Below are 15,325 nucleotides of genomic sequence, written 5' to 3'. Positions count from 1 at the left end.
CCCATCAGCTCGCCCGATGGTTCGCCGTCACCTGCCCGACCAGCCAACTCTCCCGTTGATGGGCCCGCAGCGAGCCCCGGCGGCGGGCCAGCCCGACCACGACCGGAAGCCGAGCCGACAGAGCCCGGCGCGAGCAGGCCAGACGCGAGCAAGCCCGACCCGAGCAGGCCAGACGCGAGCAAGCCCGACCCGAACGAGCCCGACCCGAGCGGGCCGGGCGTCGCCGAGCGGACGACTCGGGACCTGGCCGCCCAGTTCGAGGACGAGAAACCGGGACGGGTGCTCTCCGGGCCGGCGGGTCTGCTCCTCACCATGACGGCGCTGGCGGTCGGCGGTCTCGCCCTGTGGCAGGTGTTCCGCCCGCTGTCGCAGGGCAGCAAGTACTACTTGATCATCTTCCTGGCCGGCGTACTCCCGCTGGTCTTCCTCGCCTACCCGGCCGACCTGCGGCTACCGGCCCGCCTCCGCGCCCGGCGACGACGCGCCAACCACGCCGAGACCACCGAGAGCGACAGGCGCGTCCCGGCACTCGCGTCGTCGGGGCCCACAGTGACCGACTGGGCTCTGGGCGCCCTGGCCGTCGCGGCCTGTCTCTACCCCGTCCTGCCGATCCGGATCGGCAGCGGTGGCGGCGGCTACAACGCGTTCCTCGACCGGCAGGGCCTGCTGGCGCCGACGGATCTGGTGCTGGGCACCGTCCTGCTGCTCCTGCTGCTCGAGGCGTGTCGACGTACCACCGGTTGGATCCTGCCGGCGGTCTGCCTGCTGTTCCTCGGCTACGGCTACTACGGTGGTCTGCTGCCGCAGTCCTGGCCCGTCGCGCACGCCGGCCTCGACTTCAGTCAGCTGGTCGACGCGTTCTACAACTCCGACAGCGGCTTCTACGGCACGCCACTCGACGTGGCCGCCTCGTACATCGTGCTGTTCACCATCTACGGCGCGGTGCTGGAGTTGTCCGGGGCCGGGCGGTTCTTCGTCGAGTTGTCGGCCGCGGCGTTCCGACGTTCCCGTACCGCCGCCGGCCGGACGGCGGTGGCCTCGGGTTTCCTGCTCGGCACCGTCTCCGGCTCCGGCGCGGCGACGACCGTGAGCATCGGCGCGGTCACCTGGCCGCTGCTGCGCCGCGCCGGCTACCCGCCGGAGCGGGCCGGCGGCATGTTGGCCGCGGCCGGGGTGGGCGCGATTCTCTCCCCGCCCACTCTGGGTGCGGCGGCGTTCATCATCGCCGAGTACCTGGGCGTCTCGTACCTCCAGGTGCTGGGCTGGGCGACGGTACCGACGGTGCTCTACTACCTCGGCATCCTGCTCGCCGTGGAGATCGACGCTCGCCGTTCCGGCGTGCGCCCCGTGGTGATCGACGTCGACTCGCCCTGGCGGCTGCTGGCCCGGTTCGGCTACCACTTCGCCTCGCTGATCGCCATCATCGTGTTCCTCGCGATCGGTGTGTCCGCGACGAGGGCCGTCGTCTTCGCCGTCGTGCTCACCGTCGCGTTGTCGTTCCTGGCCCCCAGGAACGAGGAGCGCGCGCACCGGCTCGCCCCGGGCCGGCTGGTGACCGCGCTCGTCACCGGCGTACGCGGCGTCCTCGCCGTCACCGCTGTCTGCGCCGCCGCCGGCATCATCACGGCGACCACCACGAAGACCGGCCTCGGGCCGCAGGCGGCGGCGCTGCTGATCGGCGGGGCGCAGGCGGCCACCTCGGACCCGACGCTGGTGCTGGTGCTCACCGCGCTGCTCGCCGCCGTCGCGCTCAGCCTGCTGGGCCTGGCCGTGCCGGTCACCGCGTCGTTCGTGTTCGGTTGGGTGATCGTCGGTCCGGCCCTGCTCGACCTGGGCGTCGCCGCGCCGGCGGCGGCGATGTTCGTCTTCTACTTCGCGGTGCTGTCCGAGGTGTCCCCACCGACAGCGCTCGCCGCGGTGGCCGCCGCCGCGGTCACCGGCGGCCGGCTGGTGCCGACCATGTGGCAGACCCTGCGGTACGCATTGCCGGCGTACCTGACCCCGATCGCGTTCGTCATCACGCCGGCCGGGCTCGGTCTGCTCGGCATCGGTGGCGTCCAGCGGATCGCCTTCGCCGCCGCAGTCACAGCGCTCAGCGTGGCGGTGCTCGCCGTCGCCGCCGGTGGCTGGCTGCCCGGCGTTGGCCCGGCCGGCGCCCCGGAACGGGTCTTGGGCGCCCTCGCCGGCGTCACACTGCTCTGGCTCGAACCCGTCCCGGTCACTGTCGGCGCGGCGCTGGCCGTCGTCGCGGCGGCGGGCGTGTTCGTCCGACGCGGCGCCGCCAACCGGTCATCGTCCGGATCACCAGCCAATCCTGTGGAGGAACAACTGTGAGACGAATCGACGTACGGCTCGCGGCGGGCCTGAGCGTGCTCGCCCTCGTCACGGTCGGTGCCGCGGGTTGCGGAGGTCAGCAGGGCGGCGCGGCCACTGACGACACTGCCAGCGAGGTCACCTGCGAGGTGACGAAGGAGACCCGCGTCGGCATCGCCACCGGCAACGCGACGGGCGTCTACTACGTGGTCGGCAACGCCCTGGCCGGGCAGTTGTCCGGGGCGACCGGTGGCAAGCTCACCGGCACCGCCGCCGAGACCGGCGCCTCGGTGCAGAACGTCGAGCAACTGGTCGGCGGCCAGTACGACGTGGCGTTCTCGCTGTTCGACACGGCGGTCAACGCGGTGGAGGGCAAGGGCAGCTTCACCGCGCCGCAGCCGGTGCAGGCGCTGACCCGCATCTACGACAACTACACCCAGGTGGTGGTCCGCAACGACTCCGGGATCACCTCGGTGGCCGACATGCGGGGCAAGCGGATCTCCACCGGCTCACCGAAGTCCGGCACGGAGGTTATCGCCAACCGGCTGTTGGAGGCCGCCGGCCTCGACCCGGCAACTGACGTCCGGGCGCAGCGACTGGACCTGACCAAGACCGTCGAGGGGATCAAGGACGGCAGCGTCGACGGCTTCTTCTGGTCCGGTGGTCTGCCCACCGGGGGCCTCACCGACCTGTTCACCACTGCCGGCGACTCGGTGAAGTTCGTCGACATCTCGCCGTTGCTGCCGAAGATGACCGCGTTGAGCCCCGCCTACCAGGCCGGGACGATCGGCCGGGACGCGTACCAGACGGCGACCGACACCCCGACCATCGTCGTACCCAACGTGTTGTTGGTCCGTAAGGACCTGGACGCCAACGTCGCCTGCGCGATCACCCGGACGGTCTTCGACAAGCGGGACACGCTGGCCCAGGCGAACCCGGCGGCCCGGGGCATCTCGCTGGAGACCGCCCGCAGGACCGAGCCGGTGCCGCTGCACCGCGGCGCCGAGAAGGCGCTGAAGGACCTGGGCGCGAACTGACCCGGCCGGTCAGACGTCGGCCGGCGCGGTGGCGGCGCGGGCCACGCCGACCAGCCGGTCGGCCTCGGCGAGCACTGCCTCGTCGCCCGTCGGAGTGCCGGGGTCGAGTCGGACCGTCCAGGTCAGACCGTCGACTCCGGCCACGCGCCGGGCCGCGACCCGCGCCGCGCCGCCGGGCACCGGCTGGTGCTCGGTGTACGCGACCGAACGGGTCACCCGGGCCCGCACCTGGTGCGGCAACTCCCCCGGGTCGAGCAGCAGGTACGTCTCGGCCGGGCCGTCAGCGACCACCGTGTAGCCGTCCCGCTCGACGAGCGGCTCGGCGGGGGTGACTGTCAGCTCCCGGCCGGACCAGACCGCCTTGAGGATGGTGTGCCAACCGAACCGGTGCCCTCGACCGGGCAACCACAGCCCGAGGTTGGTGGCGACCACCACCCCGTCGCCCTCGCCGTTGCCGGCGGCGGCCCAGGCCAACACCCGCTCGTCGGCGGTCAGCGGCGGCCGGTCGGCCGGCGGCAGCTTCGGCTTGCGGCTGAACAGTCCCATCTAGAGGCCTCCCGCGGCCTGCTCGCGCAACGCCCGGGCGTGCTGCTCCAGGGACAGCAGCTCACCGAAGGCGGCGAAGTACTCGTCCTTGTTGTTGACCGGGTTGATCCGCTGGATGCGTGACTTGAGGTCCCGGACCCGGGCGGTCACCGACCCGAACTGCACCCGGGCCATCGTGATCGACACGTAGCGCGGGTCCGGTTCGCCGTCGATCCGCAGTGGTTCGACTGCCAACTCACCGACCAGCGCCGCGGCCGCCAGGTCCTCGCAGGCGTCGCGGACCGACTCGATCCAGACCGCGCCGCCGGTCGCCGACGCGGCACCACCGGCCGCGGCGATGGCCGTACGGACCGCGACGTGCACCGGGTGGCGGTATTCGGTGGCCTCGACCGCGTCGAACATCGGCCCGGCGAGGACCGGTTGCTGGAGGGCGAGTTTGAGCGCCTCCCGCTCGACCATCGACTGCGGGCTGTCCACCGCCGGCTCGGGGCGGGCCGAGGTGGGCCGGGCGGCGGGGGCCGCGTCGCGGGCGCTGGACGGCGGAGTGTTGCCGGCGGCGAGCACCGCCCGCTGCACCGGCTCGATCTCCATGCCGAGGTCCATGGCGAGCTTACGGACGTACTCCGGGCGCTTCTCCCGGTCCTTCAGGCGCGCGACCAGCGGCGCGGCGTGACGCATCGCCTCGACCCGGCCGTCGACGGTGTCCAGGTCGAAGCGGCTGATCACGTGCCGCAGCGCGAAGTCGACCAGCGGCTCGCGGCGGGCGACCAGGTCACGCACCGCCAGGTCGCCCTTGGCCAACCGCAGGTCGCACGGGTCCATGTTGTCCGGGCTGACCGCGATGAACGTGCGCCCGACGAAGCGCTGGTCGTCCTCGAAGGCGCGCAGCGCGGCCTTCTGCCCGGCGGCGTCGCCGTCGAAGGTGAAGATGATCTCGCCGGCCACCTCGTCGCTGTCGAACAGGAGCCGACGCAGGACGGAGATGTGGTCAGCGGCGAAGGCGGTGCCGCAGGTCGCCACCGCAGTGGTCACCCCGGCCAGGTGGCAGGCCATCACGTCGGTGTAACCCTCGACGATGACCGCCCGACCCTGCTTGGCGATCTCCCGCTTGGCCTGGTCGATGCCGTAGAGCACGTGCGACTTCTTGTAGATCGGCGTCTCGGGGGTGTTCAGGTACTTCGGGCCGTCGTCGTCGTCGAAGAGCTTGCGCGCGCCGAAGCCGATCACGTCGCCGGCGAGATCGCGGATCGGCCAGAGCAACCGGCGACGGAACCTGTCGATCAGGGTGCCGGAACGGGACTCCCGGGACAGCCCGGCGGTGACCAACTCCTGGTGGGTGAAGCCCTGCTGGCGCAGGTGCTTGGTGAGCGGGTCCCAACCCTCCGGCGCGAAGCCACAGCCGTAGCGCTCGGCGGCGGCCCTGTCGAAGCCCCGTCGCGCCAGGAACTCCCGTGCCGGCCGGGCGCCGGCGGTGCTCAGTTGCGCGCTGTAGAACTCGACGGCGGCGGCGTGCGCGGCGACCAGGCGCTGCCGCTGACCCTGCTGCGGGCGGGGGCGCGGGGTGCCCTTGTCGTCCTCGATGTAGCGCAGTTGGATGCCGGCGCGGCCGGCCAGCCGCTCGACGGACTCCACGAAGCTGAGGTGGTCGGCGTCCATCAGGAACTTGATCGCGTCCCCGCCGGCCCCGCAGCCGAAGCAGTACCAGACGTTGCGGGCCGGGGACACGTTGAACGACGGACTCTTCTCGTCGTGGAACGGGCACAGGCCCTTGAGGTTGCCGCCGCCGGCGGACTTCAGGGTGACCGTCTCGGAGATCACATCCCCGATCGAGGTGCGTTCCCGGACCAGTGCGATGTCCTCGTCCCGGATCCGCCCAGCCATGTGCCACCCCCTCGCCGTACATCCTGCCCTGCCGGACCGACGACACGCCGGCCGGGGGACGCCGGTGTGGCGGCGGCCGCTGCCGGCTGGGCGGTTCCGGCCCGCAGGCCGGGTCCGCACGGGGACCATGACCAGATGCGCCGGGTACGGACCGAAGCCCCCCGCCTGCCGAGATGGCTGGCCGCTCGGATGGGGCTACCCGGGCAGACCCCGCAGACGGACGAGGCCGGCCACCGGCACGCCACCTGGCTGGAGCTCTTCCTCGACCTCATCTTCGTGTACGCGCTGGCGGCGGTGGTGGCCCGGCTGGGCAACGAACCGTCCCCGTCGCCGAGGGCCGTGCTGGCCGTGATCGGGCTCTTCGTGGTGATCCAGTGGGCCTGGATGGGGCAGGTGTACTACGACACCCGGTTCGATCCGGACGACGCGTTGCACCGACTGCTGGTGCTTGTCGCGTTGGTCGGCGCGGGCGCGATGACCCTCGGCGTCGACGAGGTCCCGGAGAGCGTCCTGCTGCCGGTCGGGTACCTGATCGTGCGGGGCGTGCTGCTCCTGCTGTACCTGCGCGCCTGGCCGACCAGCGCGAAGGCCCGAATGGTGACGACTGTCTACCTGATCGGCTTCGGGTCGGGCTGGTTGATCTGGCTGGTGTCGCTAACAGTGCCCACCGAGCTGCGCCCGGTCCTGTGGATCGTCGCGATGGTCATCGAACTGGCCACACCCTGGGCGGGGGTGCGCTGGCTCAACCGCTGGCCGGTGGACAACAGGCACCTGCCGGAACGGATCGGCCAGTTCACCATCATCGTCCTGGGTAGCGCGCTGGCCAGCCTGCTCTTCGCCGTGCCGGACCACCCCCCGCCACACATGATCCTCACCGCCGCGATGGCCTTCCTCATCCCGGCGGCGGTCTGGTGGGTCTACACCACCTTCGTGACCACCCGGCTGCTCCAGAGCCGGCTGCGCGGCGGGCAGGCGTACAGCTACCTGCACATTCCGCTGGGCGGCGCGCTGCTGCTGCTCGGCTGGTCGCTCGGGCAGGTGGTGCGGCTGGTCGACGACAACGCGAGCCGGCTGCCGCTGGAGCTGCGGCTGCTGCTGGGCGCCTCGATGGTGGTGTGGACGGCCTGCGGGCTCGCCCTGTACTGGCTGTGGACCCGACCGAGCGCCGCCCGGTTGGCGATCGCCGCCTACGGGGTGCTCTCGGTCAGCCTGATCACCGCGACGGTGCACCAGCCGAAGGTGATGCTGTCGCTGCTCTCCCTGGCCGTCGTCGGGTACGCCGTCCTGCTCAGCCGGCGCCTTGCCCGGGCCGGCAGGGAGATGAACACCCCCGAGGGGTGAGCGGCGCTCAGGCCGCCGCGGCGGGCTGAGGGATGACCGTCTCCTCGGCCGCCACCTGCTGGTTCCAGTCGGCCTTGGTGGAGCGCCAGCCCTCGTCGTCCATGCCGCGCCGCCAGTAGCCGGAGATGGAGAGCCGGTCGAGGGGCACGCCCCGCTCGCCGCGCAGCAGCCGGCGCAGCTCCCGGACGAAGGCGGCCTCGCCGTGCACGAACGCGTGCACCTGGCCGGCCGGGAACTCCAACGCCCGCACCGCCTCGATCAGCGCCTGGCCCACCGGGCGGTCGCCGCGATGCAACCAGGTCAGCTCCACTGCCCCCGGGCTGAGCAGCTTCTGCTCCTCCGCCGGGTCGGCGATCTCCACGAAGACGTGGGCCGGGGCGCCCAGCGGTAGGCGCTCGCACGCGGCGGCGATCGCCGGCAGGGCGCTCTCGTCACCGACCAGCAGATGCCAGTCCGCGTCCGGGCTCGGGGCGTACGCGCCGCCGGGGCCGACGAAGTGCACCGGATCGCCGGGGCACAGCGCGGCGGCCCACGGGCCGGCCAACCCCTCGTCGCCGTGGTGCACCACGTCGACGGTCAGCTCGCCGGACAGCGGATCCCAGCGCCGCACCGTGTACGCGCGCAGCCGGGGCCACTGCTCCCGGGGCAGGTCCCGGCGGATCGCGGCGAGGTCCAACGGCTGCGGGTACGCGACCCCCGACTGCGGGAACACCACCTTGATGTAGTGGTCGGTGAACTCGCCCACCGGCAGGCCGATCAGTTCGTCCCCACCGAGGACGAGCCGGATCAGGTGGGGGGTGGGCCGCTCGGTGCGCAGCACCCGGGCCGAGGTGACGTTCCTGGAGCGTTCCGTCATGTCAGTTAGGTTAGCCTAAGCTGGCTCGTGGTCGCCCGGGGGTGTCCCTTTGCCGACCAGCCGGGTGTGCCAGGTCACCGCCGCCGGGTCGGTGAGCGAGGCGACCTGGTCGATCACCACCCGCAGCCTGGCCCGGTCGTCCGCGGCGGCCCGCCACAGCGGGGCGAAGATCGGGTCGAGCCCGTCCGGGGCGCGCCGGACCAGCGCGGCGACCAACTCCGCCAGCATCGTCCGCTGCCGCTCGTAGCGGCCCCGGAAGCCACTGCGACGCATCACGTAGCGCAGCGCGATGCCCTTGAGCAGCGCGCACTGCGCCCGTACCAGGCGGGGCACCACCAGGTCGGCGGCGTAGCGGCGGTGCGGGCCCGGACCGAAGCGCTCCTCCGTGGCCGCCACCGCCGCGGACACGAACAGCCCGGTCACCCCGCTGGTGGTGGCCTTCAACGCGACCTGCGCGCGATGGCTGCCGTCGTACCCGGCGAACGGGGCGAGCAGCGGACCGGCCAGCAGATCGACGAGCACCTCGGCCAGGTCCGCGGCGGACTCCCCGGAGTAGGCGGCGGCCACGTCGGCGCAGAGCGCGGCCCGCTCGTCGGCGTCGGTGAGCAGCGGGTGCAACGTGACGTAGCCACCGTGGATGCCGTCCTCCACGTCGTGCACCGAGTACGCGACGTCGTCGGCCCAGTCCATCACCTGGGCCTCCAGGCAGCGCCGGTCGCCGGGCGCACCGGCGCGGATCCAGTCGAAGACGGCCGCGTCGTCGGCGTACACCCCGAACTTGCGCTCCCCCGGCCGGCGCGGCCAGGGGTACTTGCCGATCGCGTCCAGCGACGCCCGGGTCAGGTTCAGCCCGGCGGACGAGCCGTCCGGGGCGAGCACCTTCGCCTCCAGACGGGTCAACACCCGCAGGGTCTGCGCGTTGCCCTCGAAGCCACCGCACGGCGTGGCGAGCAGATCCAGCGCAGCCTCACCGTTGTGCCCGAACGGCGGGTGCCCGAGGTCGTGCGCGAGCCCCGCGACGTCCACCACGTCCGGGTCGCAGCCCAGCCGGGCACCCATCTCCCGGGCGATCTGGGCCACCTCCAACGAGTGGGTCAGCCGCGTACGCAGGAAGTCGTCAGTGCCGGCGGTGTGCACCTGGGTCTTGGTGGCCAGTCGGCGAAACGCCGCCGAGTGCAGCACCCGGGCCCGGTCGCGCTCGTACGGCGACCGGCGATGTCCGGTGTCCTTGGGCGGCTCCTCGACCAACCGCGCGTCCGGCTCACTCCTCGCGTTCACGGAGCCGCCACAGTTCGCGACTGCGGGGCTCGCAAGACCGGCTCACTCCTCGCGTTCACGGAGAACGCAGAACTCGTTGCCTTCCGGGTCGGACAGCACCGTCCACTCGACGTCGCCCTGACCGATGTCGACGTGCCGGGCGCCCATGTCGACCAGGCGCTCGACCTCAGCCTCCTGATTGGCGGGGCGCAGGTCGAGGTGCAGCCGGTTCTTGCGCTCCTTGCCCTCGGCCACGGGGCCGAAGAACAGGGCGGGCAACTGGTCCGGGGACTGGCGGATCTCCACTCCGCTCGGAGTCTCGGTGACGACCTGATAGCCGAGCGCCTCGGCCCACCAACGAGCCAGTCGGGCCGGATCGCGGGCGTCGACAGTCAGGCTCTCCCAGACACTGGTCATGCAGTCACCTCTTCCCGTTCGACGCGGCGCCCAATCGGCCGTGTGCGAGCGAGCCAAGATTACGCCCGCCAGCACTGCTCGACAGGCTCACGACGCATCGATGAAGGGCGCACAACCACCGATTGGCCCCCAGTTGCCGACCGATCGCCGAGGGTTACGGGCTCGCGGCCGGAAGTCGCCACCGGTAGCCTTCCCAGCACGGAACGTAACCAGCCGACTGACACGCAGAGCCGACCGGTGAGGGGTAACGCTCGTGGACGCAGACACGGTGATGGGAACGGAGCTACGCCTGCTGCGCCAGCGCCGACCCGACATCGCCGGCACGGTGCTCGCGGGCACGGACGGCCTGCTCATCTCCAGCGACCTACCCAGCACCGACGCCACCCATCTCGCCGCGCTCGCCGCCGCGAGTTTCGGGCTCGGGCACCGGGTGGCCGACACCGTCCGGCAGGGTGAGTTCCGGGAGTCGTTCGTCTGCACCACAGCAGGCTGCGTGGTCACCTATCCGGCCGGGCGCAGCGCCCTGCTGACCCTCGTCACCATCTCGGCGGCCGGGGACCTGGAGGCGCTGCACGAGGAGGCGCGAGCGGTGGCCCGCCGCGCCGGGTCGTTCCTGGACGTTCGTGGCGGAGGCATCGGCGCGACCTCCGTACCGGACGCGCACGCCCCGCTGGCCACGCGTACCCCGATGGCGACCCTGCCGGCGCAGTTGCGCCGCTCGTCCCGACCCACCTGGCGTCGTCCGCCGATCTGAGCGCCGGCGGCGGCCGGGTGACCAGGCCGCCGCCGACGTGCGTCAGCGGCTGTCCGACCCGCCGGTCTCCACTACCGCCCGACCTGCCTCCAGCCGGGCCACCGGCACCCGGAACGGCGAACAGGACACGTAGTCCAGGCCGACCTCGTGGAAGAAGTGCACCGAGTCCGGGTCGCCGCCGTGCTCACCGCAGACACCGAGCTTCAGCCCGGGGCGGGCGGCCCGACCCTCCTCGGCGGCGATCCGCACCAGCCGACCGACGCCGTCGCGGTCGATCGACTCGAACGGCGAGATGCCGAAGATGCCCAACTCCAGGTAGCGCCAGAAGAACGCGCCCTCGACGTCGTCGCGGGAGAAGCCCCAGCCCATCTGGGTCAGGTCGTTGGTGCCGAAGGAGAAGAACTCGGCGGCCTCGGCGATCTGCCCGGCGGTCAGCGCCGCCCGGGGCACCTCGATCATGGTGCCGATCAGCACCTCGACGCCGCTGTCCCCGACCACCTCGGCGATGATCTTCTCGGCCTCGGCGCGGACCGTCTCCAACTCCTGCACGGCACCGACCAGCGGCACCATGATCTCCGGCTTGGCCACGCCCCCGTCGCGGGCGCAACTGACCGCCGCCTCGGCGATGGCCCGGACCTGCATCGCGAACAGGCCGGGGATGACCAGGCCGAGGCGTACGCCCCGCAGCCCGAGCATCGGGTTCTCCTCGTGCATCCGCCGGACGGCGGCGAGCAGCGCCTCCTCCTTGGCCACGTCCTCGCCGCGTTCCTGGGCGACCGCCACGTTGACGGCGAGCTGCTCCAACGGCGGAAGGAACTCGTGCAACGGCGGGTCGATGAGCCGGACGGTGACCGGCAGGCCGTCCATCTCGCGGAAGATCTCCTCGAAGTCGGCCCGCTGCAACGGCAGCAGCGCCGCCAGCGCCGACTCCCGCTCGCCCGGGGCCCGGGCCAGGATCAGCCGCTCGACCAGCTCCCGCCGCTCACCGAGGAACATGTGCTCGGTGCGGCACAGCCCGATGCCCTCGGCGCCGAAGCGCCGGGCCCGAGCGGCGTCCGCGCCGGTGTCGGCGTTCGTGCGGACCGCCAGCCGCCGCTTCCCGTCGGCGTGCGTCATGATCCGGTGTACGGCCCGGACCAGCGCGTTGTCGATGTGCTCGGGGTCGAGGCTGCCCTCGAAGTACTGCACCACCTCGGAGGGCATGACCGGCACCTCGCCGAGGTAGACCTTGCCGGTGGTGCCGTCGATGGACACGACGTCGCCCTCGGTGACGGTCTGCCCGGCCACTGTGAACCGCTTCGCCGGCACGTTCACCTCGATCTCGTCGGCACCGGAGACGCAGGTCTTGCCCATGCCCCGGGCCACCACCGCGGCGTGGCTGGTCTTACCGCCGCGCGAGGTGAGGATGCCCTTCGCGGCGATCATGCCGTTCAGGTCGTCCGGGTTGGTCTCCCGGCGCACCAGGATCACCGACTTACCCTCGGCGGCCAGCTCGACGGCCCGGGCGGAGGTGAAGACCACGGTGCCGGACGCCGCGCCGGGCGATGCGCCGATGCCCTTGGCGACCGGCTGGAACTCGTGGTCGAGCTGGAAGCGCGGGAACATCAGCTGGGCCAGTTGCGCGCCGTTGACCCGGTGCAGCGCCTCGTCCAGGTCGATCAGACCCTCGTCGACGAGTTGCCCGGCGATGACGAACGCGGCGGCGGCGGTGCGCTTGCCGACCCGGGTCTGCAACATCCACAGCTTGCCGCGTTCGATGGTGAACTCGATGTCGCAGAGGTCCTTGTAGTGCTCCTCAAGCCGGGCCATGATGCCGAGCAGCTCGTCGTAGGATGCCTTGTCGAGCTGCTCCAACTCCTGCAACGGCACTGTGTTGCGGATGCCGGCGACCACGTCCTCGCCCTGGGCGTTGGCCAGGTAGTCGCCGTAGATGCCCTGCGCGCCGCTGGCCGGGTCACGGGTGAACGCGACCCCGGTGCCGGAATCCGGGCCGAGGTTGCCGAAGACCATCGTCACCACGTTGACCGCGGTGCCGAGGTCGGCCGGGATGCGCTCCTGGCGGCGGTAGAGCACCGCGCGCTCGGCGTTCCACGACTCGAAGACCGCCCGGATGGCCAGGTCGAGCTGTTCGCGTGGCTGCTGCGGGAACTCCCGACCGGTGTGCTTCAAGAAGATCTTCTTGTACGCGTCGACCAGCCCACGCAGGTCGTCGGCGTCCAGATCCAGGTCGTTGTGGGTGCCCCTGGCGTGCTTGGCCTCGTCGAGCGCGTGCTCGAACTCCTCGCCCGGCACCTCGCAGACGGTCTTGCCGAACATCTGGATGAGTCGCCGGTAGGAGTCCCAGGCGAACCTGTCGTTCTGTCCCGCCTGGGCGGAGAGCCCCACCACGCTCTGGTCGTTGAGACCGACGTTGAGGACCGTCTCCATCATGCCGGGCATGGAGAACTTGGCACCGGAGCGGACGGAGACCAACAGTGGGTCCTGTGGGTCACCGAGGCGCTTGCCCATCGCGCGCTCCAGCGATTCCAGGTGTGCCTCGATCTGACCGGCGAGCCCGTCCGGCTCCCGTCCCGTCGCGAGGTACGCCTGGCACGCCTCGGTGGTGATGGTGAAGCCGGGCGGAACGGGCAGGCCCAGGTTGGTCATCTCGGCGAGGTTTGCCCCCTTGCCGCCGAGCAGCTCCTTGAGTTCCTTGTTGCCTTCGGAGAAGTCGTAGACGTACTTGTGATCGACGGTCTCTTGCGCTGCCACCAGAGCCTCCACAACACACGCGCCGGATTGACACTTAACGAAGGTTCAGTTTTCTTCTTCCCCGGGACGGACCACCGGTAATCCCGGGGTCAACGTCGATCGGTGGGCGAAGGTTAAGCGAACATCGAGTGACCTGGGACCGTTCGGTGACAATTGGCACAGCCATCACGACTATCCGTGTTCGTACCGGTTTTTGGGAACGCTTCCATGCGCACCATCACGCATCCCGGCCGAGCGTCGTACGCTTGACGCCACGCCAGCCGGTGAACCTCACTTTTGCCATAACCGACGCGAATACACCCCCGGAGTCGCCGCCGTGTCGACCACCCCCTCCCCCGGCCCCACCGCCGTCCCCGCGCCGCTGTCGGCGGAGGAACCGGACGCGGCCACGCTGGCCCGCACGGCCGAGCAGACCGCGGGCATGTTGCTCGCCCCGGCGGCCCCGCACCGGCTGACCGACGTCGTGCCCGCCCCACAGCAGGCCCGGCCCGACCCGACCGCCGACTGGGCGCTCCCGGCCGAAGCGGTCATCGTGTCCAGCGCCGACCCCGCCGCGTTCGCGGTCGCCGAGCAGCTCGCCCAGCTCCTGCGTCCGGCCACCGGCTACCCGCTGCCGGTCACCGACGCCACCACGCCGGAGCCCGCCGGTGGCATCGCGCTGGTGCTCGACGACACCGCCGACCTCGGCGCGGAGGGCTACCGCCTCGACATCGCCACCGACGGGGTACGCGTCACCGCCGCCACCGGCGCCGGCCTCTTCTACGGCGTACAGACGCTGCGCCAACTGTTGCCGGCGGCCATCGAGAGCCCCAGCCCGGTCACCGAACGCTGGGCGTTGCCCGGCGGGACCATCACCGACGCACCCCGGTTCCCCTACCGGGGCGCGATGCTCGACGTCGCGCGGCACTTCTTCGCCGTGGAGGACGTGCTGCGGGTGGTCGACCACCTGGCCCGCTACAAGCTCAACCACCTGCACCTGCACCTCACCGACGACCAGGGCTGGCGGATCGCCGTGGACTCCTGGCCGAAGCTGACCACCGTCGGCGGGACGACCGAGGTCGGCGGCGGCCCCGGCGGGCACTACACGAAGGCCGACTACCAGCGGATCGTCTCCTACGCGGCCGCCCGCCACATCACCGTCGTCCCGGAGATCGACCTCCCGGGGCACACCAACTCGGCGCTGGTCGCGTACCCGGAGCTGGCACCGGACAAGACCGCGCCGCCGCCGTACACCGGCACCGAGGTCGGCTTCAGCTACGTCGACCCGGCCGACGAGCGGACGTACGACTTCGTCGCCGACGTGCTGGGCGAGGTGGCCGCGCTCACCCCCGGCCCCTGGCTGCACATCGGCGGCGACGAGGCGTTCAAGGTGAAGGGCGAGGTCTACACCGGTTTCGTCGAGCGGGTCCAGCGCATCGTGGCCGACCTCGGCAAGACAGTCGTCGGCTGGCACCAGCTCGCGCCGGCCGCCCACCTCGACGGGCGGGTCCTGCAGTGGTGGGGCACGAACGGCGAAGACCCCACCACCGTCGACGCCGTACGCAGGGGTGCCCGGCTGATCGTCTCCCCCGGCAACCACGCCTACCTGGACATGAAGTACGCCCCGGACACCCCGATCGGGCACGACTGGGCCGGCCTCATCGACGTGCGAAAGGCGTACGACTGGGATCCGGGCATGCACGTCGCCGGCGTACCCGCCGAGGCGGTTCTCGGTGTGGAGGCCCCACTCTGGACCGAATCGGTCACCTCGCTGGCCGACATCGAACTTCTGCTCCTGCCCCGCCTCCCGGCCATCGCCGAGTTGGGCTGGTCACCCCGGGCAAGCCACGACTGGGCCGGCTTCCGCGACCGCCTGGCCAGCCAGGGCCCGCGCTGGACGACGGCCGGGATCACCTTCCACCGCGCGCCCGAGATCCCCTGGCCCACCGCACCGACCATCCCGACACAACGCACCACACCCCAAACCGACACCGCCAAGCCCTGACCCCGGCGTTCGGGTTGTCCGGTTTGACCGCTGGTGTCGGGTAGTCGGGGGCACCCCCGTGGCGGAATCGTGGGCCGGGCCGGGTCGTTATACCTGGCAGACCACCGCGACTGTCCCGGTCGTGGGGCGCGGCAGCCGCCCGGGAACACCCGGCAGGCCGCCCCGGTTACATCCCCCGCAACGCCCGA

The 15,325-nt window shown here is 71.7% G+C and carries 11 protein-coding genes; 5 read left to right on the top strand and 6 right to left on the bottom strand.

Features of this window, described 5'->3' with window-relative positions; translation table 11 throughout:
• The first annotated feature begins 312 nt into the window (after nt 1-312).
• Nucleotides 313-2,334, top strand: a complete 2,022-nt coding sequence (locus KBX08_RS13780) for a TRAP transporter fused permease subunit (protein WP_247669371.1) — start codon at nt 313-315, stop codon at nt 2,332-2,334.
• Nucleotides 2,331-3,350 carry a TAXI family TRAP transporter solute-binding subunit gene (locus KBX08_RS13775; protein ID WP_210783887.1) on the top strand — a complete coding sequence of 340 codons (1,020 nt, stop codon included), beginning with the start codon at nt 2,331-2,333 and terminating at the stop codon, nt 3,348-3,350. Before KBX08_RS13780 ends, KBX08_RS13775 begins: the two co-directional genes overlap by 4 nt.
• 9 nt (nt 3,351-3,359) lie before the next feature.
• Here KBX08_RS13775 and KBX08_RS13770 read toward each other — a convergent pair whose 3' ends face one another.
• Both KBX08_RS13770 and dnaG read right to left on the bottom strand, forming a co-directional pair.
• Nucleotides 3,360-3,896, bottom strand: coding sequence for a hypothetical protein (locus KBX08_RS13770; RefSeq protein WP_210783886.1), 537 nt, complete (start codon nt 3,894-3,896; stop codon nt 3,360-3,362).
• Entirely contained in the window at nt 3,897-5,777 is a 1,881-nt protein-coding gene (gene dnaG / locus KBX08_RS13765) for a DNA primase (protein ID WP_210783885.1), read from the bottom strand.
• Nucleotides 5,778-5,912: 135 nt separating this feature from the next.
• Here dnaG and KBX08_RS13760 point away from each other — a divergent pair, with 135 nt between their 5' ends.
• The gene (locus tag KBX08_RS13760) at nt 5,913-7,118 is read left to right on the top strand and encodes a low temperature requirement protein A (protein ID WP_210783884.1); all 1,206 of its coding nucleotides are present in this window, start codon (nt 5,913-5,915) and stop codon (nt 7,116-7,118) included.
• Nucleotides 7,119-7,125: 7 nt separating this feature from the next.
• Here the strand turns inward: KBX08_RS13760 and KBX08_RS13755 are convergent, their stop codons facing one another.
• The 3 genes from KBX08_RS13755 to KBX08_RS13745 are packed head-to-tail and all read right to left on the bottom strand — an operon-like array spanning nt 7,126 to nt 9,648.
• The gene (locus KBX08_RS13755) at nt 7,126-7,974 is read right to left on the bottom strand and encodes a siderophore-interacting protein (RefSeq protein ID WP_210783883.1); all 849 of its coding nucleotides are present in this window, start codon (nt 7,972-7,974) and stop codon (nt 7,126-7,128) included.
• A gap of 15 nt (nt 7,975-7,989) precedes the next feature.
• Nucleotides 7,990-9,252 carry a deoxyguanosinetriphosphate triphosphohydrolase gene (locus KBX08_RS13750; protein WP_210783882.1) on the bottom strand — a complete coding sequence of 421 codons (1,263 nt, stop codon included), beginning with the start codon at nt 9,250-9,252 and terminating at the stop codon, nt 7,990-7,992.
• Nucleotides 9,253-9,294: 42 nt separating this feature from the next.
• Nucleotides 9,295-9,648 carry a VOC family protein gene (locus KBX08_RS13745; protein WP_112590341.1) on the bottom strand — a complete coding sequence of 118 codons (354 nt, stop codon included), beginning with the start codon at nt 9,646-9,648 and terminating at the stop codon, nt 9,295-9,297.
• Between the two features lie 253 nt (nt 9,649-9,901).
• Here KBX08_RS13745 and KBX08_RS13740 point away from each other — a divergent pair, with 253 nt between their 5' ends.
• Nucleotides 9,902-10,402, top strand: a complete 501-nt coding sequence (locus KBX08_RS13740; RefSeq protein ID WP_210783881.1) for a roadblock/LC7 domain-containing protein — start codon at nt 9,902-9,904, stop codon at nt 10,400-10,402.
• Nucleotides 10,403-10,444: 42 nt separating this feature from the next.
• On the opposite strand, the gene ppdK is transcribed toward KBX08_RS13740, so the two are convergent.
• Nucleotides 10,445-13,153, bottom strand: coding sequence for a pyruvate, phosphate dikinase (ppdK, locus tag KBX08_RS13735; RefSeq protein WP_210783880.1), 2,709 nt, complete (start codon nt 13,151-13,153; stop codon nt 10,445-10,447).
• Between the two features lie 223 nt (nt 13,154-13,376).
• Here ppdK and KBX08_RS13730 point away from each other — a divergent pair, with 223 nt between their 5' ends.
• A complete protein-coding gene (locus tag KBX08_RS13730) occupies nt 13,377-15,137 on the top strand; it encodes a beta-N-acetylhexosaminidase (protein ID WP_210783953.1) in 1,761 nt (586 codons plus the stop codon).
• Nucleotides 15,138-15,325 lie beyond the last annotated feature (188 nt).

The sequence above is a fragment of the Micromonospora sp. H61 genome (genome assembly GCF_018070325.1).
In the GTDB taxonomy this organism is placed as follows: Bacteria; Actinomycetota; Actinomycetes; order Mycobacteriales; family Micromonosporaceae; genus Micromonospora; species Micromonospora salmantinae.
Note: the sequence above shows the minus strand (reverse complement) of the source record. Positions and strands in the feature narration are given on the sequence as shown.